General features: G+C 64.7%; 19 protein-coding genes. 11 read left to right on the forward strand and 8 right to left on the reverse strand.

Features of this window, described 5'->3' with window-relative positions; genetic code table 11:
- Window positions 1–45 precede the first annotated feature (45 nt).
- Entirely contained in the window at window positions 46–909 is an 864-nt protein-coding gene (locus ACF8C6_RS07645) for an oxaloacetate decarboxylase (protein WP_392498736.1), read from the reverse strand.
- A 211-nt stretch (window positions 910–1,120) separates the two neighbouring features.
- Between ACF8C6_RS07645 and ACF8C6_RS07650 the strand changes: the two genes are divergently transcribed.
- From ACF8C6_RS07650 to ACF8C6_RS07665, 4 genes are all read left to right on the forward strand, one after another.
- Window positions 1,121–3,211: a TonB-dependent siderophore receptor gene (locus ACF8C6_RS07650; protein ID WP_392498737.1), complete on the forward strand. Its 2,091-nt coding sequence runs from the start codon at window positions 1,121–1,123 to the stop codon at window positions 3,209–3,211.
- Between the two features lie 12 nt (window positions 3,212–3,223).
- Window positions 3,224–3,943 (forward strand): DUF4198 domain-containing protein, encoded by a 720-nt coding sequence (locus ACF8C6_RS07655; RefSeq protein ID WP_392498738.1) that lies wholly within the window; start codon window positions 3,224–3,226, stop codon window positions 3,941–3,943.
- Between the two features lie 124 nt (window positions 3,944–4,067).
- Window positions 4,068–5,333, forward strand: coding sequence for an Hsp70 family protein (locus tag ACF8C6_RS07660; RefSeq protein WP_392498739.1), 1,266 nt, complete (start codon window positions 4,068–4,070; stop codon window positions 5,331–5,333).
- 76 nt (window positions 5,334–5,409) lie between these two features.
- Window positions 5,410–5,613 carry a hypothetical protein gene (locus ACF8C6_RS07665; protein WP_392498740.1) on the forward strand — a complete coding sequence of 68 codons (204 nt, stop codon included), beginning with the start codon at window positions 5,410–5,412 and terminating at the stop codon, window positions 5,611–5,613.
- 48 nt (window positions 5,614–5,661) lie between these two features.
- Here ACF8C6_RS07665 and lptG read toward each other — a convergent pair whose 3' ends face one another.
- Window positions 5,662–6,723, reverse strand: coding sequence for an LPS export ABC transporter permease LptG (gene lptG, locus ACF8C6_RS07670; RefSeq protein ID WP_392498742.1), 1,062 nt, complete (start codon window positions 6,721–6,723; stop codon window positions 5,662–5,664).
- Window positions 6,716–7,843 (reverse strand): LPS export ABC transporter permease LptF, encoded by a 1,128-nt coding sequence (gene lptF, locus ACF8C6_RS07675; protein WP_392498743.1) that lies wholly within the window; start codon window positions 7,841–7,843, stop codon window positions 6,716–6,718. The genes lptG and lptF overlap by 8 nt, the downstream gene beginning before the upstream one ends.
- 143 nt (window positions 7,844–7,986) lie before the next feature.
- Between lptF and ACF8C6_RS07680 the strand changes: the two genes are divergently transcribed.
- From ACF8C6_RS07680 to ACF8C6_RS07710, 7 genes are all read left to right on the forward strand, one after another.
- Window positions 7,987–9,474, forward strand: a complete 1,488-nt coding sequence (locus ACF8C6_RS07680) for a leucyl aminopeptidase (RefSeq protein WP_392498744.1) — start codon at window positions 7,987–7,989, stop codon at window positions 9,472–9,474.
- An 82-nt stretch (window positions 9,475–9,556) separates the two neighbouring features.
- Complete coding sequence (locus tag ACF8C6_RS07685) at window positions 9,557–9,973, forward strand: DNA polymerase III subunit chi (protein ID WP_392498745.1); 417 nt, start codon at window positions 9,557–9,559, stop codon at window positions 9,971–9,973.
- Between the two features lie 80 nt (window positions 9,974–10,053).
- Entirely contained in the window at window positions 10,054–10,497 is a 444-nt protein-coding gene (locus tag ACF8C6_RS07690; RefSeq protein ID WP_392498746.1) for a DNA polymerase III subunit chi, read from the forward strand.
- Window positions 10,498–10,612: 115 nt separating this feature from the next.
- Window positions 10,613–13,444: a valine--tRNA ligase gene (locus tag ACF8C6_RS07695; protein ID WP_392498747.1), complete on the forward strand. Its 2,832-nt coding sequence runs from the start codon at window positions 10,613–10,615 to the stop codon at window positions 13,442–13,444.
- Between the two features lie 201 nt (window positions 13,445–13,645).
- Window positions 13,646–13,891, forward strand: a complete 246-nt coding sequence (locus ACF8C6_RS07700) for an OadG family protein (protein WP_392498748.1) — start codon at window positions 13,646–13,648, stop codon at window positions 13,889–13,891.
- Between the two features lie 23 nt (window positions 13,892–13,914).
- Window positions 13,915–15,687, forward strand: a complete 1,773-nt coding sequence (oadA, locus tag ACF8C6_RS07705) for a sodium-extruding oxaloacetate decarboxylase subunit alpha (RefSeq protein ID WP_392498749.1) — start codon at window positions 13,915–13,917, stop codon at window positions 15,685–15,687.
- Window positions 15,688–15,697: 10 nt separating this feature from the next.
- Window positions 15,698–16,834: a sodium ion-translocating decarboxylase subunit beta gene (locus ACF8C6_RS07710; RefSeq protein WP_392498750.1), complete on the forward strand. Its 1,137-nt coding sequence runs from the start codon at window positions 15,698–15,700 to the stop codon at window positions 16,832–16,834.
- Window positions 16,835–16,879: 45 nt separating this feature from the next.
- Here the strand turns inward: ACF8C6_RS07710 and ACF8C6_RS07715 are convergent, their stop codons facing one another.
- From ACF8C6_RS07715 to hisS, 5 genes are all read right to left on the reverse strand, one after another.
- Window positions 16,880–18,028 carry a pyridoxal phosphate-dependent aminotransferase gene (locus ACF8C6_RS07715; RefSeq protein ID WP_392498751.1) on the reverse strand — a complete coding sequence of 383 codons (1,149 nt, stop codon included), beginning with the start codon at window positions 18,026–18,028 and terminating at the stop codon, window positions 16,880–16,882.
- Window positions 18,029–18,149: 121 nt separating this feature from the next.
- Window positions 18,150–19,649: a ribosome biogenesis GTPase Der gene (der, locus tag ACF8C6_RS07720; RefSeq protein ID WP_392498752.1), complete on the reverse strand. Its 1,500-nt coding sequence runs from the start codon at window positions 19,647–19,649 to the stop codon at window positions 18,150–18,152.
- Between the two features lie 68 nt (window positions 19,650–19,717).
- Window positions 19,718–20,869, reverse strand: a complete 1,152-nt coding sequence (gene bamB, locus ACF8C6_RS07725; RefSeq protein ID WP_277688741.1) for an outer membrane protein assembly factor BamB — start codon at window positions 20,867–20,869, stop codon at window positions 19,718–19,720.
- The gene (locus ACF8C6_RS07730; protein ID WP_277688442.1) at window positions 20,862–21,497 is read right to left on the reverse strand and encodes a tetratricopeptide repeat protein; all 636 of its coding nucleotides are present in this window, start codon (window positions 21,495–21,497) and stop codon (window positions 20,862–20,864) included. Before ACF8C6_RS07730 ends, bamB begins: the two co-directional genes overlap by 8 nt.
- Before the next feature lie 33 nt (window positions 21,498–21,530).
- Window positions 21,531–22,817, reverse strand: a complete 1,287-nt coding sequence (hisS, locus tag ACF8C6_RS07735) for a histidine--tRNA ligase (RefSeq protein ID WP_392498753.1) — start codon at window positions 22,815–22,817, stop codon at window positions 21,531–21,533.
- Window positions 22,818–22,823: the final 6 nt, after the last annotated feature.

Raw genomic sequence — 22,823 nt, forward strand, 5'->3', positions numbered from 1 at the left:
TCGCTTTATACCTATCGCGCCAAACCTTTATCAAATGACGCCAGATCACTCCTTGACGTTCATGTACTCGCGCGCCCAGACGATGTAATCCTCCGGTTGGGTGTACTTGTGCGTCAGTTCGGTGGCATTGAGGTCGCTGGCGGCGATGCCGCGCTGCTCGCGCAGGCAGTCGTAAGTGGCCTTGATCGCCGCAAAGTAGGCGGCGTGGCCGTCCACCACGATGCGCACACCGAGCTGGGCCAAACGGGCATCGTCACGCAGTTCCGGGTTGCCATAGCTGACCAGCATCAGCGGCACGCTGAGGTGGGAGGCGATCTGCTCCAGATGGTCGAAGTCCCGAATACCGACCATACAGATACCGTCGGCACCGGCGGATTCGTAGGCCAGGGTGCGACTCACCACCTCATCCACGTCCAACACTGCAGCGTTGGTGCGCGCAATGATCGCCAACTGCGGGTCGAAGCGCGCTTCCAGCGCCGCACGGATCTTGCCGACACCCTCGTCCACACTGATCAGGTCGGTGGACTTGCGACCAAACTGGGCCGGCAGCAGGGTGTCCTCGATGGTCAGTGCGGACACCCCGGCGCGCTCCAGTTCCATCACGGTGCGCATCACGTTGAGGGCATTGCCATAGCCATGGTCGGCATCGGCGATAAACGGCAGGCGAGCCACCCGCCCTATGCGCGTAGCCTGTTCGGCAAATTCGCTGAGGGTGATCAGGGCGAAGTCCGGTGCCGCCAAGACTTGTAGTGAAGCTACAGAACCACCCAGGATTCCCACTTCAAAACCAAGGTCGGCGGCGATACGCGCAGACATGGGGTCGAATACAGAAGCCGTGTGATAGCAGGCATTCGAGTTGAGAAGGGCACGAAATCGCACGCGCAGGTCGTGATGCGAGGCTTTGGACATGATGGGCACTATCGCTGATTCTTGGTCTCTGGGAGCGGACGATTATGTAGTAAAACTACAGATCCAGCCAAATTTCCGATCCCAAGCCTGGCAGAACCGCCTTGCGCCTCGCTTTCAAAGACGGCAGATATGGAGACCCGCCAAGCCTCTGGCTGCATGGATTTTTTTGTCGCTATTTTGTTATGTTATTTCATCTATATAAGGAAATAGCATGAAAAATACGCTTCACCTCCAAACTATCGGAATCTTCTCTCTGCTCCTGCACAGCAGTGCCTGGGCACAAGGCAGCCTGGTACTGGAAAGCACGTCCATTAGCGACAGCCGCCTGGAAAGCGCCAGCGGCCCGGTCGAAGGCTACCGCGCCACCCGCTCCGCCACCGCCACCCGCACCGACACGGATATCCGCGACACCCCGCAGACCATCGAAGTGATCCCCAGCCAGGTACTGAAAGACCTCGGCACTACGCGTATCGACCGCGCCCTGGACTTCGCCGGCGGCGTATCGCGGCAGAACAACTTCGGCGGCCTGACCTTCTACAACTACAGCGTGCGTGGCTTCACCACCGACCAGCTGTATCGCAACGGCTTCGCCATCAACCGCGGCAGCTACAGCTCGCCGGATACCGGCGCCATCGAGCGCATCGAGGTACTCAAGGGCCCTTCCGCCAGCCTGTATGGCCGTGGCGACCCCGGCGGGCTGGTCAATATCGTCAGCAAGCGCCCACAGGCCGAAGCCTTCACTCACCTGGACCTCAGCGCCGGCACCTGGGACCGCTACCGCACCAGCCTGGACGCCAACACACCGCTGAGCGACGACGGCAGCCTGCTGTCGCGCATCAATCTGGCGGTCGAGGACAACGGCAGCTTCCGCGACCATGTGGACAACCGCCGCCAGGTGGTCACCCCTTCGCTGACCTGGCAGCTCGACCCGGACACCACGCTGCAGCTGGACGCCGAGTTCTCCCGCACCGAGTCGGTGTTCGACCGCGGCATCCCGGCGGTGAACGGCGAGATGGGCGCCGTGCAGCGCTCCACCTTCCTCGGCGAGCCGAACGACGGCCATATCCGCAACGACAACCAGACCCTCGACCTGGCGCTGGAGCGCTACCTGAGCGAGGACTGGAAACTGCGCCTGGCCAACCACTACACCCAGGGCCATATGCAGGGCGACTCCAGCGAGCCGGGCGCACTGGTGGGCGATACCGTCACCCGGCGCTTCCGCCAACGCGACTTCGAGTGGAACGACAGCATCACCCAGGCCGAACTGCACGGCCTGGTGGAGGGCTTCGGCTGGCAGCACCAGTTGCTTGCCGGCCTGGAGTACGAGAACTACCGCAACAGCCAGAAGTACCCGCAGAGCGGCCTGTCGCTCGGCTACGGACAGAACATCTACGACCCGGTGTACGGCGCGCCCAAGCCGGCGATCACCAGCCCCAACGACTTCTTCGAGCAGACCGAGAGTTACGCCCTCAACCTGCAGGACCAGATCACCTTCAGCGAACGCCTGCGCGGCCTGCTCGGCGTTCGCCTGGAACGGGTCGAGCAGCATGCGCTGAACCGCGCCACCGGTGAGGAAAACTCGCAGTACAAGGACGTCGCCACCCCGCGCATCGGCGCGCTCTACCAGCTCACCCCGCAGGTCGGCGTGTTCGCCAACGCCTCGTCCTCGTTCAAGCCCAACGCCCTCGGCACCCAGGGCCAGGTGTACAAACCGGAAAAAGGCATCGGCTACGAGAGCGGGCTGAAGCTGGACCTGCTCGACGGCCGCCTGGGCGGCACCATCGCCCTGTTCCACATCGACAAGGAAAACGTCATCACCACCGACGCCCTGGGCGAAAGCGTGGCGGCCGGCGAGGCGCGCAGTCAGGGCCTGGACATGCAGTTCAGCGGCCAGCTCAGCGACGCGGTGCGGGTGATCGGCGCCTACGCCTACATCGACGCCGAAGTGACCCAGGGCGATGCCGCCATCCCCACCGGCAGCGACCTGCTCGGCGTGGCACAGCACAGCGGCAGCCTGATGGCAGTGTACGAGTTCCAGGGCGGCGCCCTGCAGGGTTCGGATATCGGCGCGGCGGTGAACTATGTCGGCGACCGTTCCGGCCAGGCCGGCAGCGACTTTCGCCTGGACGCCTACGAGACGCTGGACCTGCTCGCCCACTACAAGGTCAGCCCGGACGTCACCCTGGGCGTGAACCTCAACAACCTCTTCGACCGCAAGTACTACGAGCGCAGCTACAACAGCGTCTGGGTACTGCCGGGCGAGCCGCGCAACCTCAACTTCAGCCTGAGCCTGGCGCTCTAAGGATTTTTCACCATGCGTATCTCCCTTTCCCTGATGTTCGCCGGCCTGCTCGTCTGCGGCCAGGCCGCCGCCCACGGCCTATGGACTGAACAGCGCCGCGGCAACCATGAAGTCATCTACGGCCATGGCGCCGAGGACGACGCCTTCAAGGCCGAGAAGATCAGCGGTGCCTGGGCTTACGACGGCGCCGGCAAGATGATCCCGGTGAGCGTGCAGCGCCTGGACGACCACGCCCGCCTGCAGCCGCTGCGCGCGCCGGCGGTGCTGGCCGTAGCGCTGGACAACGGCGCCTGGTCGCAGACCCCGGACAAGCAGTGGATCAACCAGGGTCGCAGCCAGGTACCGAACTCCACCCACTCGCTGCACACCTACAAGTACAGCCTGGCGGTGCTCGCGTCCGGTGCCCAGCTGCCGGACCTGAGCAAGCTGCGCCTGGCCATCGTGCCGCAAACCGACCCGCTTGCGGTCGGCCCGGGCAAGCCGCTGCGCGTGCAGGTACTGGCAGATGGCAAACCAGCCAAGGACGTCAAGCTGATCGGTGACTATCGCGGCATGCCGCACGAAGTCAGCGCGACCACGGATGCACAAGGCTTTGCCGAAGTCGTGGTGCGCAACCAGGGCCTGAATATCATCGCCGCCGAGCTGTACCAGCCAGTCAAGGACGACAAGGATATCGAGGAAGAGGGGCTGTTCGCCTCGCTGACCTTCCTCGGTGAAGAGCACCGCGAATAAGCGCCCCCGGCCGGGGGCACTGGCCCTCGGCCCCTGCAGTGCCAACCGACCTGCGGCAGACATTTGCCCATGCAGGGAGCGCCGCGCTCGCATAGAATGCGCGGCCGTTTTTCCGGAGCGCAGCATGAATTCCTCCCCCTCCGCCAATGCCCTGGGCATCGACTTCGGCACCTCCAACTCCACCGTCGGCTGGTGGCGCTCCGGCATGGAACCCTTGCTGGAGCTGGAAGACGGCAAGATCACCCTGCCCTCGGTGATCTTCTTCAATACCGAGGAGCGTCGCCCGGTGTACGGCCGCCAGGCCCTGAGCGAATACCTGGATGGCTACGAGGGGCGCCTGATGCGCTCGCTCAAGAGCCTGCTTGGCTCCAAGCTGCTGAAAAGCGAAACCACCGTGCTGGGCAGCGCCCTGCCGTTCCGCGACCTGCTCGGCTTCTTTATCGGCGAGCTGAAAAAACGCGCCGAGCAGCAGGCCGACCGCGAGTTCGAGCAGGTGGTCTTGGGCCGCCCGGTGTTCTTTGTCGACGACGACGAAGCCGCCGATTGCGAAGCAGCCAACACGCTGGAGGCGGTAGCGCGCAAGCTAGGCTTCAAGGAAGTGTCCTTCCAGTACGAACCGATTGCCGCAGCCTTCGACTATGAGCGCAGCATCCAGCGCGAGGAACTGGTGCTGATCGTCGACATCGGCGGCGGTACCTCGGACTTCTCCCTGGTGCGCCTGGCGCCGGAGCGCCGCGAACTGAACGAGCGCCAGGACGACATCCTCGCCACCGGCGGCGTGCACATCGGCGGCACCGATTTCGACAAGCAGCTCAGCCTGGAAGGCGTCATGCCTCTGTTCGGCTATGGCAGCCGGATGAAGAGCGACGCGCTGATGCCGACCAGCCACCACCTCAACCTGGCCACCTGGCACACCATCAACGCGGTGTACGCACAGAAGGCTCAGCTGGCGCTGAAGAGCATGCGCTACGACATCGTCGACCCGACCGGCATCGACCGCCTGCTCAGCCTCACCGAACAGCGCGCCGGACACTGGCTGGCGATGCAGGTGGAGGACAGCAAAATTGCCCTGACCGAACAGGACAGCCGCGTCATCGACCTGTCACGGATCGAGGACGGCCTCAGCGCCCTGCTCGACCGCCCGCTGTTCGACCGCGCCATCGACGGCCTGCTCGAACGCATCCGCGCGGGCGTCAACGAGCTGCTGCTCAAGGCCGGGATCAGCCACGGCGAGATCGACACCATCTTCTTCACCGGTGGCTCCAGCGCCATTCCGGCCCTGCGCCAGAGCGTAGCCGCACTGCTGCCCAACGCCCGTGCCACCGAAGGCAACAGCTTCGGCAGCATCGGCAGCGGCCTGGCCATCGAGGCCCGTCGTCGCTACGGCTGACCGCTCGGCCCGCCGGCAGCTGCGGATTCGCTGCGGGCAGGTTAGGGTTGGCCATCGTCACATTCTGGAGCCCCTCATGCGCCCCATCATCACCCTGCTTTGCCTGCTCTCCCTCACCGCCTGCGACGGCGGTGCGGCCACCGCCACCACGGCCAAACTGCAGGCTGACCAGGCCAAGCAGGCACAGCAGCAGATGCAGCAGCTCAAGCAGCAGATCGACCAAGCCAACGCGAAAAACCAGCAGCGCCTGGAGCAGCTGGAACAACAAGGGCAGCAGTGAAACGAAAAAGGCCGGGCAAATGCCCGGCCTTTTCTTTGCCCGCCCGAATCAGGCTGCGCGCCTGAGCAGTAATACGCCGGCCAGGGCGCAAATGGTCGCCGGCACCGCCACCGCCAGCAGCGGCGAGAAGCCGAACACCAGGCTGGACGGGCCGAGCAGGTCCTGGGCAATGCGGAACACGAAGCCCACCAGCACGCCGGTGAATACGCGCTGACCGAGAGTCACCGAGCGCAGCGGGCCGAAGATGAAGGAGATCGCCATCAGCACCAGCGCGGCGGTCACCAGTGGCTGCAACACCTTGGTCCAGAACGCCAGCCAATAGGTGCCGTTGTTCAGCCCCTGCTCGCCGAGATAGTGGATGTAGCGCCACAGGCCGCTCACCGACAGCGCCTCGGGCTCCAGCACCACAGTGCCCAACAGCTCAGGCTTAAGCTCGACGTCCCAGCGCTCGCTGGCAGCCGTTTTCAGCTCGGTATGGCGCTCATGGAACAGCGTGGTTTTGACATCCTCCAGCTGCCAGTAATCGCCCTGGTACTGGGCGCGACGGGCAAAGCTGGACGACAGCAGTTTGCGCTGATCATCGAACTGGTAACGGGTCACACCGATCAGCTTGCCACCCGGCTGCACGGCGTTGATATGCACGTATTCCTGGCCCTGACGGTGCCACAGGCCGTGCTTGGAACTCTGCGCCTCGCCACCACCCTGGGCCAGCGAGCGCTGGGCCTGGGCCTGGTTCTCGCTCCAGGGCGCCAGATACTCGCCGATCAGCACGCCGACCAGCATCAGCACCAGCATGGGTTTCATCACCGCCCAGACGATACGCCCGACCGACACGCCGGCGGCGCGCATGATGGTCAGCTCGCTGTTGCTGGCCAGGCTGCCGAGACCGATCAGGCAGCCGATCAGCGCCGCCATCGGCAGCATCTCGTAGGTGCGCCGCGGCAGGGTCAACAACACATAGATGAGCACATCCAGGGTGCCGTAAGTGTCGCTCAGGTCGCCCAGCTCATCGATGAAGGCGAACAACAGGGCCAGGCCAACGATGATGCCGAGCACCGCCAGGATGGCGAAGAAAACGCTGCTACCGATGTAACGATCAAGCTTACGCATGGGCCGCCTCCTTCATAACGCGGCGACTTGCCAGCTTGAGTTGCAGCGGCTGCCAGAGGAACAGGCCCGCACCGATCAGCAGGAACAGGCCATGCACCCACCACAGGCCGAGCTGCATGGGGATCTTGCCCTTGTCCAGCTGGCCGCGCGCGGCGATCAGCAGACCGAGGTAGGTCATGTACAGCAAGATCGCCGGCAACAGCTTGAGGAAGCGCCCCTGACGCGGGTTGACCCGAGCCAGCGGCACCGCCAGCAGGGTCACCACGAACACCAGCATGGGGATGGACAGGCGCCACTGTAGCTCGGCCTGCTCACGCGGTTTGTCGCTGCCGAACAGTTCGCGGGTGGGAATCGCCTCACGCTCGCCGATCTCGTTGCTGACACTGGGCTTGGGCAGCAGCACGCCATAGGTGTCGTACTTGATCACCCGATAGTCGGCCTGCCCCGGGTTGCCATCGTAGCGATAGCCATTTTCCAGAATCAGATAGCGGCTACCGTCGCCCTGAATGACCTGGCGCCCTTTCTCGGCCACCAGCACACTGATGTCGGCATTCCTGGACTTGTCCTTGGCGGTCGCAGCTTTCTTCTCGGTGATGAACACGCCGCTGAGCTGGCCACGGTCCTCGGACAGCGCCTCGGTATAGGTCACTCGCGAGCCATCCTTCATCGACTGAAAGCGCCCGGGCACCAGGGTATCGAATTCGGTCAGGGCATCCTGCTGGTTGAGGATGCGCGCCACCTCGGCCACGCCCTGCGGCGCCAGGCCCAGGCTCAGCCAGGCGACCAGCGCAGCCACCAGCGCGGCCGGGGCCATGGTGTAGGACAGCAGGCGGCGGTTGCTCATGCCGGTGGCGGACAGCACGGTCATCTCGCTGTCCAGGTACAGACGGCCGTAGGCCAGCAGGATGCCGAGGAACAGGCCCAGCGGCAGGATCAGCTGGAGGAAGCCGGGCATGCGGTAGCCCATGATCAGGAACAATACGCCCGGATCCAGCACTCCCTGTGCAGCCTGGGCGAGATACTTGATGAAACGTCCGCTCATGATGATCACCAGCAGCACGGCACTCACCGCGCTGAGGGTCACCAGCACTTCACGGGACAGGTAACGGAAGACGATCAAACCAGACGCTCCAGGGTTGTCAGGCTCAGGCGGCAACGCTCACACTAGCCGCACTCGGATGGCCGGCCCGCCTCGGCGGACCCTTGAAAAAATAGCCGGCATTATCCTGCAAACCCGACTCTTTGTCTTGGGGACAGCTCACCATGGAATTTCTCGTCAAAAGCACCCGCCCGGAAACCCTGAAGACCGCCACCCTGGTGGTCGCCCTTGGCGAAGGTCGCAAGCTAGGTCTCGCGGCCAAGGCCGTGGATGACGCCAGCGGCGGCGCCATCAGCGCCCTGCTCAAGCGCGGAGACATCGCCGGCAAGCAGGGCCAGACCCTGCTCCTGCACAGCCTGCCCGGCCTCAAGGCCGAGCGCGTGCTGCTGGTGGGCTGCGGCAAGGGCGAACTGGAAGTGCGTCAGTTCCGCAAACTGGTAGCCGCCGCCCACGGCGTGCTGAAAAACCTCGGCGGCAGTGATGCCGTGCTGGCCCTGGGCGAGCTCAAGGTCAAGGGCCGCGATGCCTACGGCAAGGCGCGCCTACTGGTCGAGACCCTGGCCGATGGCGACTACGTTTTCGATCAGTTCAAGAGCAAGAAGGCCGAACCCAAGGCACTGAAGAAGATCACCCTGATCGCGGACAAGGCCGAGCAGGCCGAAGTCGAGCGCGGCAGCCTGCATGCCCAGGCCATTGCCAGCGGCATGGCCTTCACCAAGGATCTCGGCAACCTGCCGCCAAACCTCTGCCACCCCAGCTACCTGGCCGAAGAGGCCAAGGCCCTGGGCAAGGCGCACAAGAACCTCAAGGTCGAGATCCTCGACGAGAAGAAGCTCAAGGAGCTGGGCGCCGGCGCCTTCCTCGCCGTGGCCCAGGGCAGCGAGCAACCGCCGCGGATGATCGTGATGCACTACCAGGGCGGCAAGAAGGACGACAAACCCTTCGCCCTGGTCGGCAAGGGCATCACCTTCGACACCGGCGGCATCAGCATCAAGCCGGCTGCCGGCATGGACGAGATGAAGTACGACATGTGCGGCGCCGCCAGCGTGTTCGGCACCCTCAAGGCGGTGCTCGAGCTGCAGTTGCCGATCAACCTGGTGTGCCTGCTGGCCTGCGCCGAGAACATGCCCAGCGGCCGCGCCACCCGCCCCGGCGACATCGTCACCACCATGAGCGGACAGACCGTGGAAATCCTCAACACCGACGCCGAAGGCCGCCTGGTGCTGTGCGACACCCTGACCTACGCCGAGCGCTTCAAGCCGCAGGCGGTAATCGACATCGCCACCCTCACCGGCGCCTGCATCGTCGCCCTGGGCAGCAATGTCTCCGGCCTGATGGGCAACAACGACGCCCTGGTGAAGCAGATCATGAAGGCCGGCGACAGCGCCGCCGACCGCGCCTGGCAGCTTCCACTGCACGACGAGTACCAGGAGCAGCTGGACAGCCCGTTCGCCGACATCGCCAACATCGGCGGGCCGAAGGCCGGCACCATCACCGCCGGCTGCTTCCTGTCGCGTTTCGCCAAGAACTTCCACTGGGCGCACCTGGATATCGCCGGCACCGCCTGGATCAGCGGCGGCAAGGACAAGGGCGCGACTGGCCGGCCGGTGCCGCTGCTGACCCAGTACCTGCTGGATCGCGCCTCGGCCTAACCTGACGTAGCGCGGATGCCATCAGGGGACAACACGTCCCGGATGGCATCCGCGCTAGCGACCTCATCACCGCGAGCCTGTCATGCGCGTCGAGTTCTACGTTCTGTCCTCCGCCACCACCGAAGGCCGCCTGCGTGCAGCCTGCCAGCTGGCGACCAAGGCCTGGAAAGCCGGCCTGCCGGTATTCCTGCGCGGCGCCGACCAGGCGCAGTGCGAGGAACTGGACCACCTGCTGTGGCGCTTTCGCGCGGAATCCTTCGTCCCCCACGCCCTGTACGACGAAGACGCCAGCGCGCCCGTCGTCATCGGTCTCGATCAACAACCGGCGCAGGCTGGCGGCGTGCTGCTCAACCTGCACCCACAACTGTCGCCGCATCTGGCACAGTTCAGCCGGGTCATCGAGATCGTCAATCAGGAACCCCAGCTCCTGGCGCAATGCCGCGACAGCTTCCGCCAATACCGCCAGCTGGGGCATGACCCGCAACGCGTGGAACTCTGACGCCTGCCGAGGTCGAAATAGGCCTGTACTCGGCGTAGAATCCGCCGCCTCGGCCCTCTCACCCTTGCCCGTCACCCCTTATGGACAGCTCGCAACCACCCAAGTCCACCCCCCTGCTGGACGATCTCGAAGCCATCCGCCAGTTGCTGGAAAAGGAGCAGCTGGAGCCGCCGCTGCTGACCGAAACCCTGGATGACGACCTAGAGATCCCACTGCTGTCGGAGATCATCGAACCCGGCCCGCTGGCGCCACCCATCGCCCAACCGACAACACCACCCAGCACCGCCCTGCCCTATCCGGTGCAGCCTGCTGTTGCGCCAGCGCAGCAGACCCCGACTGCCCAGGCCATCGGCAGCGCCGTGCAACAAAGCCTGGCCGCGCACAGCCGCCTCGACGCCGAGCTGCGCGCCGCCGCCCAGCTGATCCTGCAGGATGTGATCGACGACTTCGTGCCGCAGATCGAGGCCGAGCTCAAGCGCCGCCTCGACGCCCGCCTGGACCGCCTGCTCAAGCCCAAGGCCTGAGTCCTCCTCGCCAGCAAAATCGGCACCTGGCCGGCGGCCGGTGGCCCGTAGCGACCGGCAGCCGTTATACTTGCCGGCTTTCCCGATCAGTTGCCAATACGGTCCCGCCGCACCCATGGACAAGACCTACCAGCCCCACGCCATCGAAACCGCCCTATACCAGAACTGGGAGGCGAACAACTACTTCGCCCCGCAAGGTTCCGGCGAGCCCTACACCATCATGATCCCGCCGCCGAACGTCACCGGCAGCCTGCACATGGGCCATGGCTTCAACAACTCGATCATGGACTGCCTGGTGCGCTTCCGCCGCATGCAGGGCCGCAACACCCTGTGGCAGCCGGGCACCGACCACGCGGGCATCGCCACCCAGATGGTGGTCGAGCGCCAGCTGGCCGCCGAGGGCATCGGCCGCCACGACCTGGGCCGCGAGAAGTTCCTGGAGAAAGTCTGGGAGTGGAAGGAGCAGTCCGGTGGCACCATCACCCGGCAGATCCGCCGCCTGGGCAGCTCGGTGGACTGGTCGCGCGAGCGTTTCACCATGGACGAAGGCCTGTCCGAGGCCGTTAAAGAAGCCTTCGTGCGCCTGCATAACGATGGCCTGATCTACCGCGGCAAGCGCCTGGTCAACTGGGACACCAAGTTCCACACCGCCATCTCCGACCTCGAAGTGGAAAACCACGACGAGAAGGGCCACCTGTGGAACCTGCGCTATCCGCTGGCCGACGGCAAGAAGACCGCCGAGGGCCTGGACTACCTGATCGTCGCCACCACCCGCCCGGAAACCATGCTCGGCGACTCCGCCGTGGCCGTGCACCCGGAAGACGAGCGCTACAAGGCGCTGATCGGCAGCTACATCGAGCTGCCGCTGGTGGGCCGGCGTATCCCGATCATCGCCGACGACTACTGCGACCCCGAGTTCGGCACCGGCTGCGTGAAGATCACCCCGGCTCACGACTTCAACGACTACGAAGTCGGCAAGCGCCACAACCTGCCGCTGATCAACATCTTCGACAAGGACGCCCAGGTGCTCGCCAAGGCCCAGGTGTTCAATATCGACGGCAGCGTCAATGCCGAGATCGACGGCAGCCTGCCAGCCGAATACGCCGGCCTCGACCGTTTCGTCGCGCGCAAGCAGATCGTCGCCGCCTTCGAAGCCGCCGGCCTGCTGGAGAAGATCGAAGACCACGCGCTGAAAGTACCGAAGGGCGACCGTTCCGGCACCGTGATCGAGCCGTGGCTGACCGACCAGTGGTACGTCTCCACCAAGCCGCTGGCCGAGAAGGCCATCGCCGTGGTCGAGAGCGGCGAGATCCAGTTCGTGCCCAAGCAGTACGAGAACATGTACTTCAGCTGGATGCGCGACATTCAGGACTGGTGCATCAGCCGTCAGCTGTGGTGGGGCCACCGCATCCCGGCCTGGTACGACGAGGCCGGCAACGTCTACGTCGGCCGCGACGAGGCGGAAGTGCGCGCCCAGCACAACCTGGGTGACATCGCCCTGCGCCAGGACGAAGACGTGCTGGACACCTGGTTCAGCTCCGGCCTGTGGACCTTCTCCACCCTCGGCTGGCCACAGCAGACCGATTTCCTCAAGACCTTCCACCCGACCGACGTACTGGTCACCGGCTTCGACATCATCTTCTTCTGGGTTGCCCGGATGATCATGCTGTCCACCCACCTGACCGGGCAGATCCCGTTCAAGACCGTGTACGTGCACGGCCTGGTGCGCGACGGCCAGGGCCAGAAGATGTCCAAGTCCAAGGGCAACGTGCTCGACCCGCTGGACATCGTCGACGGCATCGACCTCGAAGCCCTGGTGGCCAAGCGCACCAGCGGCATGATGCAGCCCAAGCTGGCCGAGAAGATCGCCAAGCAGACCCGCGCCGAGTTCCCCGAAGGCATCGCCGCCTACGGCACCGACGCCCTGCGCTTCACCAACCTGGCGCTGGCTTCCACCGGTCGTGACATCAAGTTCGACATGGGCCGCGTCGAGGGCTACCGCAACTTTTGCAACAAGCTGTGGAACGCCGCCAACTTCGTCATCGAGAACACCGACAACCAGGACACCGGCATCAACGGTGAGGCCGTCGACCTGTCGCCGGTCGACCGCTGGATCATCTCCGCCCTGCAGCGCTGCGAGCAGGATGTGACCCGCCACCTCGACGCCTTCCGCTTCGACATGGCCGCCCAGGCCCTGTACGAGTTCATCTGGGACGAGTACTGCGCCTGGTACCTGGAGCTGGTGAAACCCGTGCTGTGGGACGAGAACGCCCCGATCGAGCGCCAGCGCGGCACCCGCCGCACCCTGGTGCGCGTGCTGGAAGTGATCCTGCGCCTGGCCCACCCGTTCATGCCCTTCATCACCGAAGAAATCTGGCAGCGCATCAAGGGCCAGGCAGGCAAGGATGGCGCCACCCTGATGCTGCAGCCCTGGCCGGTAGCCGCCGAGGAGCGTATCGACGCCGCTGCCGAAGGCGACATCGAGTGGGTCAAACAGCTGATGCTGGGCGTGCGGCAGATCCGTGGCGAGATGAAGATCTCCATGGCCAAGCGCATCGACATCATCGTGCAGAACGCCAGCGCAGAAGACCTGCGCCGCCTGGCCGACTTCGAGCCACTGCTGAGCAAGCTGGCCAAGCTGGAGTCGGTGCGTGTGCTGGCGGCTGGTGAAGAAGCGCCGATGTCCGCCACCGCCCTGGTCGGCGAGATGCAGGTGCTGGTGCCGATGGCCGGGCTGATCGACAAGGACGCGGAGCTGGCGCGCCTGGACAAGGAAATCCAGCGCCTGCAAGGCGAAGTCCAGCGCGTCGGCGGCAAGCTGGCCAACGAAGGCTTCGTCGCCAAGGCCCCGGCCGAAGTACTCGACAAAGAGCGCGCCAAGCTGGCCGAAGCCGAACAGGCGCTGGCCAAGCTGGCCGAGCAGCGCGAGAAGATCGCCGCGCTGTAAACCTCGGCTCTGCCAAAAGGCCCGCCGTCCTCGCGACTGCGGGCCTTTTTTCTGTCCGCATGACCCAGCTGCGACTTAGGGCGGCACGATAATTGCGCCAGACAACACTTCCCAGTATGGTTCCGGAGCTGCTGTGACCCAAAGCTCACCATCAAAACAACAAATGACCGCGAAACAGCGGCTAGACCCAGGGAGCCACTCATGACCCCAGCCGAACTGCTGCTGGAAGGCGTCGAGCTCATGCTGTTCGGCATGGGCATCGTCTTCAGCTTCCTCATCCTCCTGGTGTTCGCCATCCGCCTGATGTCGGCCGTGGTTGCACGCTTCGCCCCGGAGCCGGTACCTCAGCCAGTCGCGACAGCTGCCCCGCCCAGCGCGCTCGTCGATCCCGACACCCTCGCCGCCATTCAGGCCGCCATTCGCCAGCACCGCGCCAAGCGCCGCTGAATCGCCCTTCCGGAGAGAACAAGATGAGCCAGAATCCTCTCGGCATCACCGACGTGGTGCTGCGCGACGCCCACCAATCCATCCTCGCCACCCGCCTGCGTCTGGAAGACATGCTGCCGATCGCGCCCAAACTCGACCAGGTCGGCTTCTGGTCGGTGGAGTCCTGGGGCGGCGCCACCTTCGACGCCTGCATCCGCTACCTGGGCGAAGACCCCTGGGAGCGCATCCGCCAGCTCAAGGCGGCGATGCCCAATACCCGCCAGCAGATGCTCCTGCGCGGGCAGAACCTGCTCGGCTACCGGCATTACGCCGACGATGTGGTGGACAAGTTCGTCGAGCGTGCCGCGCTCAACGGCGTCGACGTGTTCCGCGTATTCGACGCGATGAACGACCCGCGCAACATGGAAACCGCCCTGCAGGCGGTCAAGCGCCAGGACAAGCACGCCCAGGGCACCATTTCCTACACCACCAGCCCGGTGCACAACCTGCAGATGTGGCTGGACCTGGCCAAGCAGATCGAGGACATGGGCGCCGACTCCCTGGCGATCAAGGACATGGCCGGCATCCTCACGCCCTACATGGCCTTCGAACTGGTCTCGCGCCTGAAGCAGAGCCTGGCCATCCCGATCCACATGCAGTGCCATGCCACCGCCGGGCTCTCCAGCGTGGCCATCCTCAAGGCCGTGGAAGCCGGCATCGACAACGTCGACACGGCCATCTCCTCGCTGTCGATGACCTACGGCCACTCGCCGACCGAATCCGTGGTAGCCATGTTCCAGGGCACCGAGCGCGACACCGGACTGAACCTGCCGCTGCTGGAGGAAATCGCCGCCTACTTCCGCGAGGTGCGGAAGAAATACGCCAAGTTCGAAGGCAACCTGCGCGGCGTCGACTCGCGCATTCTGGTCGCCCAGGTGCCCGGCGGCATGCTCACCAACATGGAAAGTCAGCTCAAGGAACAGGGCGCCTCGGACAAGTTCGACCAAGTGTTGGCGGAAATCCCGCGGGTGCGCGAAGACCTCGGTTTCATCCCGCTGGTGACGCCGACCTCGCAGATCGTCGGCACCCAGGCAGTGATCAACGTGCTCACGGGCGAGCGCTACAAGTCCATCACCAAGGAAACCGCCGGCGTGCTCAAGGGCGAGTACGGCGCCGCCCCCGCGCCGTTCAACCTGGCCCTGCAGGCACGAGTACTCGACGGCGGCGAAGCCATCACCTGCCGCCCGGCCGACCTGCTCGAACCGGAAATGGACAAGCTCGAGCAGGAGCTGCGCGAGCTGGCGGCGCAGAAAGGCTTCGCCCTGGCCGAACAGGCCATCGACGATGTGCTGACCTACGCCCTGTTCCCGCAGATCGGCCTCAAATTCCTGGAAAACCGCGGCAACCCGGCCGCCTTCGAGCCGGCGCCGAACGGCCAGGAGTCCGTGGCCCGCGAGCCTGGCCAGCCCGAGTCCTATACGGTCGAGGTCAATGGCCGCAGTTTCGTCGTGCAGGTCAGCGACGGCGGCGATATCAGCGGCATTCTGCCCCTGGGCGGCCATCCCCAGGCCGCTGCACCGGCGCCGATGACCGCCCACGGCGGTGGCGAGCCACAGAAGGCGCCGCTGGCCGGCAACATCTTCAAGGTACTGGTACAGCCCGGCCAGCGGGTCGAGGAAGGCCAGCTGGTGATGATTCTCGAAGCGATGAAGATGGAGACCGAAATCCGCGCCTTCCGCGCCGGCAGCATCGGCAGCGTCAACGTCAAGGTCGGCGACGTGGTGGCGGTGGGCGACAGCCTGCTGACCATCGGCTGAGGAGGCGACCATGGAAAACCTCGTCAAACTCTGGCAGAGCACCGGCATCTACAACCTGGAGCCCGGCCAGGCGCTGATGATCGCGGTGTGCGCCGGGCTGATCTTCCTCGCCATTCGCAAAGGCTTCGAGCCGCTGCTGCTGATTCCCATCGGCTTCGGCGGCATCCTCGCCAACATCCCGGTAGCCAATATGGCCGAGGGCGCCGGCATCCTCCACCTGTTCTACGAGGTGGGCCTGCCGACCAGCGTGTTCCCCCTGCTGATCTTCATGGGCGTCGGCGCCATGACCGACTTCGGCCCCATGCTGGCCAACCCCAAGACCCTGCTGCTCGGTGCCGCCGCCCAGTTCGGCATCTTCGGCACCCTGCTCGGCGCCCTGGCGCTGACCGCCGCCGGCATCCCGGGCATGGAGTTCAGCATCAAGGAAGCCGCCTCCATCGCCATCATTGGCGGCGCCGATGGCCCGACCTCGATCTTCGTCACCGCCAAGCTGGCGCCCGATCTGCTCGGCCCCATCGCCGTAGCGGCCTACTCCTACATGGCCCTGGTGCCGCTGCTGCAGCCGCCGATCATGCGCGCGCTGACCACCCCGGCGGAGCGTGCCATCGTCATGCAGCAGCTGCGCCCCGTCAGCCAGGCCGAGAAGATCGTCTTCCCCATCGTGCTGTGCCTGCTGATCGGTATGCTACTGCCGGATGCCGCCCCCCTGGTCGGCATGTTCGCCTTCGGCAACCTGCTGCGTGAGGCAGGCGTGGTCGAGCGCCTGGCCGACACCTCGCGCAACGCGCTGATCAATATCGTCACCATCTTCCTCGGCCTGACCGTGGGCTCCAAGCTGTCGGCCGAGGCCTTCCTGCAGATCAAGACCCTGGGCATCCTCCTGCTCGGCATGGTCGCCTTCTGCGGCGGCACCGCCGCTGGCGTGCTGATGGCCAAGGCGATGAACCTGTTCAGCCAGCAGAAGATCAACCCGCTGATCGGCTCGGCCGGCGTCTCCGCCGTGCCGATGGCGGCGCGGGTGTCAAACAAGGTGGGCCTGGAAGCCAATCCGCAGAACTTCCTGCTGATGCACGCCATGGGGCCCAACGTGGCAGGGGTGATCGGCTCGGCGGTGGCCGCCGGCGTGCTGCTCAACTTTGTCGGCTGACTGTCGTTCGGTGAACCAAGGCCCCGCTCTCGCGGGGCCTTTTCGTTACACCCGGCAAAGCCGCTCGGCGGCCTGGCGCAGCGTTTCCTCGCGTTTGGCGAAACAGAAGCGCACCAAACGCATATCGGCGGGGGGATCACGGTAGAACACCGACACCGGAATCGCCGCGACGCCATGCTCACGGGTCAGCCACTCCGCCATCTCCACATCGCCCAGCTCTGGGCGGATCAGCGAATAATCAACCAGCTGAAAATAGGTGCCAGGCGCCGGTTTGAAGCTGAAGCGGGAGCCTGCCAGCAGCTCGCAGAACAGATCGCGCTTGGCCTGGTAGAAGGCCGGCAACTCCTCCACGTGTTCGGGGTTGGAAGCCATGAAGTCGGCGAGGGCATGTTGCAGCGGAGTTACCCCGCAGAAGTTGACGTACTGGTGGATCTTGCGCAGCTCGGCGGTGAGTGCCGGCGGCGCCACCACGTAGCCGGTCTTCCAGCCGGTGACGTGGTAGGTCTTGCCGAACGAGCTGACCACGAAGGCGCGGGCGTACAGCTCGTCGTGAGCCAGCACGCTGGCGTGGCGGGCGCCGTCGAAGATCAGGTGCTCGTAGACCTCGTCGCTGATCACATGGATATCGCGACCGCGGATCAATGCGGCCAGGCGGTCCAGGTCGGCACCGCTGAGCAGGGCGCCACTGGGGTTGTGCGGCGAGTTGAGGAAGATCAGGCGAGTACGCGCGGTGATGGCATCGGCCAGGCGCTGCCAGTCCACAGCGAAGTCTGGCAACGCCAGCGGCACATGCACGCAGCGGCCGCCGGCCAGTTCCACCGAGGGCTCATAGCTGTCGTAGCAGGGATCGAGGACGATGGCCTCGTCACCCGGACGGATCAGCGCCTGCACCGCGCAGAAGATCGCCTCGGTGGCGCCGGGGGTGATGGTGATCTCGCCCTCGGCATCGCGCTGCACGCCGTAGCTGCGGGCGATCTTGGCCGCTACCTGCTGGCGCAGTGCCGGCAGGCCGATCATCGGGCAGTACTGGTTGCGCCCCTCCAGCACATGCCGGCTCACCGCTTCGCGCAAGGCCAGCGGGCCATCGAAATCGGGAAATCCCTGAGACAGGTTGATAGCGCCGGTTTCCGCAGCGAGCTGGGACATACGGGTGAAGATGGTGGTGCCGACATTGGGCAGCTTGCTGGCGAGCATCGGGACTTCCTGCGGGGCTTGGTGCGAGCCGCGAGCATAGCCGAACGCCAGGCCCGCTCCCATATGAAAAAGGCGTGCAGAGCGGGAGTCTGCACGCCTTTTCAGCGTTACCGCCAGGGAATCAGCGCTTCTTGTCCTTGCGCTTCTTCTCGGCCTTCTTGTGGTGGCTCATCAGGCGCTTCTTGCGGTTCACCTGGCGCTCGGTGAGCTTGTTCTTCTTGCCCTCGTAGGGGTTTTCGCCGCCCTTGTACTCGATGCGGATCGGCGTACCGACCAGCTTGAGTACACGGCGGTAGGTGTTCTCCAGGTAGCGCGTGTAGGTCTTCGGTACGGAATCCACCTGGTTGCCGTGGATCACGATCAGGGGCGGGTTGGCGCCACCGAGGTGAGCGTAACGCAGCTTGATGCGGCGGCCATTGACGGTCGGCGGCTGGTGCTCCTGTACGCAGTCTTCGAGGATCTGCGTCAGGCGGTTGGTCGGCCAGCGAGTGACGGCGGCCTTGAACGCGGTCTGCACCGACTTGTACAGGTGACCGACACCGGTACCGTGCTTGGCGGAAATGAAGTGGATGTCCGCCCAGTCGACGAACATCAACCGGCGCTCCAACTCGGTCTTCACGTAGTCCTTCTCGCCCTGCTCCATGCCGTCCCATTTGTTCAGGGCGATGACCAGCGCGCGACCGGTCTCCAGCACGAAGCCGAGCAGGTTGAGGTCGTGCTCGACAACGCCCTCGCGGGCGTCCATCACGAAGATCACCACGTTGGCGTCCTGGATGGCCTGCAGGGTCTTGACCACCGAGAACTTCTCGACGGCCTCGAAGATCTTGCCGCGACGGCGCACACCGGCCGTGTCGATCAGGGTGTACTTCTCTTCGTCGCGCTCGAACGGGATGTAGATGCTGTCACGGGTGGTGCCGGCCTGGTCATAGACGATCACCCGCTCTTCGCCAAGCATGCGGTTGACCAGGGTCGACTTGCCGACGTTGGGACGGCCGATGATGGCGATCTTGATGCCATCCTTCTCGCTCGGGCCGGGGATGCGCTTGGCTTCCTGGCCTTCGGCAACCACTTCCTCGGCCGGGGCTTGCTCGCCCTCCTCGCCTTCAACCGGCTCGGGCTCGCCATCGTCACGCGGAAAAATACCCAGCGCGGCTTCCAGCATCTGGCTGATACCACGACCATGAGCGGCGGCGATCGGCAGGGCATCCCCCAGGCCCAGCGGGCTGAACTCGGCGCGGGCGATGTCCGGATCAACGGTATCGACCTTGTTGGCGATCAGGAAGCTGCGTTTGTTTCGCTTGCGCAGGTGCTCAGCGATCATCTGATCGGAGGCAGTCATGCCGGCGCGCGAGTCGACCATGAACAGCACGGCATCGGCTTCTTCAATGGCCTGCAGTGACTGCTCGGCCATCTTCGCGTCGATGCCTTCCTCGTCGCCGGAGATACCGCCGGTATCGATGACGATGTAGGTGCGCCCCTGCCACTTGGCCTCGCCGTACTGGCGATCACGGGTCAGCCCCGCGTATTCGGCGACGATAGCATCACGGGTCTTGGTCAGGCGATTGAACAGCGTCGACTTGCCGACATTGGGGCGGCCCACCAGGGCGATAACCGGAACCATTGGCTCCTCCTCAGAAAACACAAAGGCCGCTGCCGTAGAACGGCAGCGGCCGGACATTGCTCAACAGCTTAGCGGATGGTCAGGCCGACCAGCTTGCCGCTGTTGCCGTAAACATAAATCCAGTCGCCAATCACCAACGGGCGGGCACGCACGCCATCACCGTCGATCTTTTCGCGACCGACGAAGTGGCCATCCACTTGGCTCAGCAGGTGCAGGTAGCCTTCGAAGTCACCCACGGCCACATAGCTGGAGAACACTTCAGGGGCCGACAGCTGGCGACGCGCCAGGGCATCGTTGTTCCACAGCGCCGAGTTGGAGCGCTCGTCGACACCTTCCACGGCACCGGCGGACTGACTCACATAGACACTGCCGAAGCCCTGGGCCAGGCCGCTGTAGCTGGAGGCATCGCGATTCCACAGCGGACGCCCGCTGTCGACGTCGATGGCGGCCACTTTGCCCTGATAGGTCACCACATACAGGGTGCCGCCGGAGAGCAGCAGGTTGCCATCGATATCAACCACACGCTCCAGTTCGGAACGGCCTTGCGGGATGGCCACACGCTGTTCCCACACGGGGATACCACGGCTGGCATCCAGCGCCAGCACCTTGCCGGTGGACAGGCCAGCCATGACCAGGCGATTGGTCATCACCGGACTGCTGGTACCACGCAGGGTCAGCACGGCAGGGCTGTTTTCATAGATCCAGCGCTGGTTGCCCGTACTGGCATCGAAAGCGATCAGGCGGTCATCCTGAGTCTGCACCACCACGACGTCACCATTGGTGGCTGGAGCAGACAACACTTCGCTGGTCACGCGAGCACGCCACTTCTCTTCACCGCTGCTGGCATCCAGGGCGATGACCTCCCCCTTGAGGGTTCCGACCATGACCAGACCATAACCAGCGCCAACGCCACCGGAAATCGGCAGATCAAGTTCGACCTCCCAGAATTTGTCGCCCGTCAGACGATCCAAAGCCACGACTTCACCGTCGGCAGAGGCGGCGAACAGGCGCTCGCCATCGGCGGCGGGAGTCAGCAGGTTGTACAGTTCACCCTGCCCATCACCCACGGATACGCTCCACTGGGCATCAAGACGGACTTCTTCCTGGATATCAGGGAGCTCGGCTGGCGGCAGTTCCTTCTTGCTATTGCTGCTGCAACCCACGGCCATCACGGCCAGGGCCAGCACTGCGGCATTCTTCCAACGCATCACGTCAGGCATCCCCTTTCGCCAGGTCATCGAGTTTCATCTGCAGGCCACCCACCGCGGCATCCTCGGCGAGGGACTCCTTGGCCTTCAGGTAGGCCGCATGAGCTTCATCACTACGACCGAGTTGCACCAGCAAGTCGCCTTTGAGTTCTTCGCGGCTGGCCTGCCAGGCCTTGTCAGCCTCACCGTCCAGCAGTTTCAGCCCTTCTTCGGCCTTGCCCTGTGCAGCCAGCACGCGAGCCAGGCGCTGACGCGCCAGCTCGCCTACGGTCGCGCCGGCCGGCTTGTCCACCAGCGGCTTGAGTTCGGCAACCGCGTCATCCAGCTTGTCGCTCTCGACGGCCAGCTTGGCGACGAAGAGGCTGGCGTACTGGGCATAATGACTGCCGCTGTATTCGCTCTTGAGCTTGTTGGCCAGCTCGGTGACCTTACCGATATCCGGCTCGCCAGAAGACGTCAGGCTGGTTTCCAGCAACTGTTGGTACAGCGCCGATGCGCTCTGCGCCTGATTGCTCTGATACTGCTGCCAGGCCTGCCAGCCGAATACCAGTGCCAGCGCCAGCGCGCCGCCAGTGAGCAGGGGCTTGCCGTTGCGCTGCCACCAGTCCTTGATCTGCGCAATCTGTTCTTCTTCGGTCATGCTCACCCCAATGGACTCCTATTCGCTGTGTTCTCAGGCCTGCAGGCAGGCGGCGAGATGCGCGGCCAGCGCATCCCAGGCAATGTTCTGTTGCTGCGTGTCGTCACGCAGGGGTTTGCAACCTACCACGCGGGCAGCCAGTTCGTCCTCACCCAGAATCAGGGCGTAACGAGCGCCGCTCTTGTCGGCCTTCTTGAACTGGCTCTTGAAGCTGCCACCACCGCTGTTGACCAGCAGGCGCAGACCGGGAATGGCATCGCGTAAACGCTCGGCCAAACCGAGGCCCGCCAGCTCGGCCGCGTCGCCAAAGGCGCACAGGTACAGATCCGCCGGAGCATTGAGCTCGGCCGGCAGCAGCTCAAGGGTCTCGAGCAGCAGTACCAGACGCTCAACGCCCATGGCGAAACCGACGCCCGGCGTGGCCTTGCCGCCCAGCTGGGTGACCAGACCATCGTAGCGGCCACCGGCACACACGGTGCCCTGGGCGCCGAGCTTGTCGGTGACCCACTCGAACACGGTGCGGTTGTAGTAGTCGAGACCACGCACCAGCTTGTGGTTGATCTCGTAGCGGATGCCCACGGCGTCCAGGCGCGCCTTGACGCCTTCGAAGTGCAGACGCGACTCCTCGTCGAGGTAGTCAGCCAGGGTCGGCGCACCGACCAGCAACGCCTGAGTCTGGGCATTCTTGCTGTCGAGGATACGTAACGGATTGCTGGTCAGTCGGCGCTGACTGTCCTCGTCGAGCTGATCGAAACGCTCGTTCAGGTAAGCCACCAGCGCATCACGGTAGGCCGCGCGCGCCTCGCTGGAGCCCAGGCTGTTGAGCTGCAGGGTCACCGCATCGGCCAGGCCGAGCTTCTGCCACAGACGCCAGGTCAGCACGATCAGCTCGGCATCGACATCCGGGCCAGGCAGATTGAACGCTTCTACGCCAATCTGGTGAAACTGGCGATAACGCCCTTTCTGCGGTTTCTCGTAGCGGAACATCGGGCCGGCGTACCACAGTTTCTGCACCTGCCCACCGCCGGACAGGCCGTGTTCGAGCACGGCACGCACGCAGCCCGCAGTGCCTTCCGGACGCAAGGTCAGGGACTCAGCGTTACGGTCGAGGAAGGTGTACATCTCCTTGTCCACCACATCGGTGCCTTCGCCGATACCACGGGCGAAGAGCTCGGTGAACTCGAGGATGGGCAGACGAATTTCCTGGTAACCGTAGCCATCCAGCAGCTCGGCCAGGGTGCCTTCCAGGTAACGCCAGGCAGGGGTCTGCGCTGGCAGGATGTCATTCATGCCACGAATGGCTTGCAGGGACTTGCTCACGAATCT

The organism is Pseudomonas sp. zbq_18 (genome assembly GCF_043102245.1).
Lineage (GTDB): Bacteria > Pseudomonadota > Gammaproteobacteria > Pseudomonadales > Pseudomonadaceae > Aquipseudomonas.

Coding starts and splice junctions, on each gene's coding strand:
- oadA (WP_392498749.1), top strand. CDS start 13,915: ATGAGCCAGAATCCTCTCGGCATCACCGACGTGGTGCTGCGCGACGCC.
- der (WP_392498752.1), bottom strand. CDS start 19,649: ATGGTTCCGGTTATCGCCCTGGTGGGCCGCCCCAATGTCGGCAAGTCG.
- lptG (WP_392498742.1), bottom strand. CDS start 6,723: ATGCGTAAGCTTGATCGTTACATCGGTAGCAGCGTTTTCTTCGCCATC.
- ACF8C6_RS07695 (WP_392498747.1), top strand. CDS start 10,613: ATGGACAAGACCTACCAGCCCCACGCCATCGAAACCGCCCTATACCAG.
- ACF8C6_RS07650 (WP_392498737.1), top strand. CDS start 1,121: ATGAAAAATACGCTTCACCTCCAAACTATCGGAATCTTCTCTCTGCTC.
- ACF8C6_RS07685 (WP_392498745.1), top strand. CDS start 9,557: ATGCGCGTCGAGTTCTACGTTCTGTCCTCCGCCACCACCGAAGGCCGC.
- ACF8C6_RS07715 (WP_392498751.1), bottom strand. CDS start 18,028: ATGCTCGCCAGCAAGCTGCCCAATGTCGGCACCACCATCTTCACCCGT.
- bamB (WP_277688741.1), bottom strand. CDS start 20,869: ATGCCTGACGTGATGCGTTGGAAGAATGCCGCAGTGCTGGCCCTGGCC.
- ACF8C6_RS07710 (WP_392498750.1), top strand. CDS start 15,698: ATGGAAAACCTCGTCAAACTCTGGCAGAGCACCGGCATCTACAACCTG.
- ACF8C6_RS07690 (WP_392498746.1), top strand. CDS start 10,054: ATGGACAGCTCGCAACCACCCAAGTCCACCCCCCTGCTGGACGATCTC.
- ACF8C6_RS07660 (WP_392498739.1), top strand. CDS start 4,068: ATGAATTCCTCCCCCTCCGCCAATGCCCTGGGCATCGACTTCGGCACC.
- ACF8C6_RS07655 (WP_392498738.1), top strand. CDS start 3,224: ATGCGTATCTCCCTTTCCCTGATGTTCGCCGGCCTGCTCGTCTGCGGC.
- ACF8C6_RS07680 (WP_392498744.1), top strand. CDS start 7,987: ATGGAATTTCTCGTCAAAAGCACCCGCCCGGAAACCCTGAAGACCGCC.
- ACF8C6_RS07700 (WP_392498748.1), top strand. CDS start 13,646: ATGACCCCAGCCGAACTGCTGCTGGAAGGCGTCGAGCTCATGCTGTTC.
- ACF8C6_RS07645 (WP_392498736.1), bottom strand. CDS start 909: ATGTCCAAAGCCTCGCATCACGACCTGCGCGTGCGATTTCGTGCCCTT.
- ACF8C6_RS07665 (WP_392498740.1), top strand. CDS start 5,410: ATGCGCCCCATCATCACCCTGCTTTGCCTGCTCTCCCTCACCGCCTGC.
- ACF8C6_RS07730 (WP_277688442.1), bottom strand. CDS start 21,497: ATGACCGAAGAAGAACAGATTGCGCAGATCAAGGACTGGTGGCAGCGC.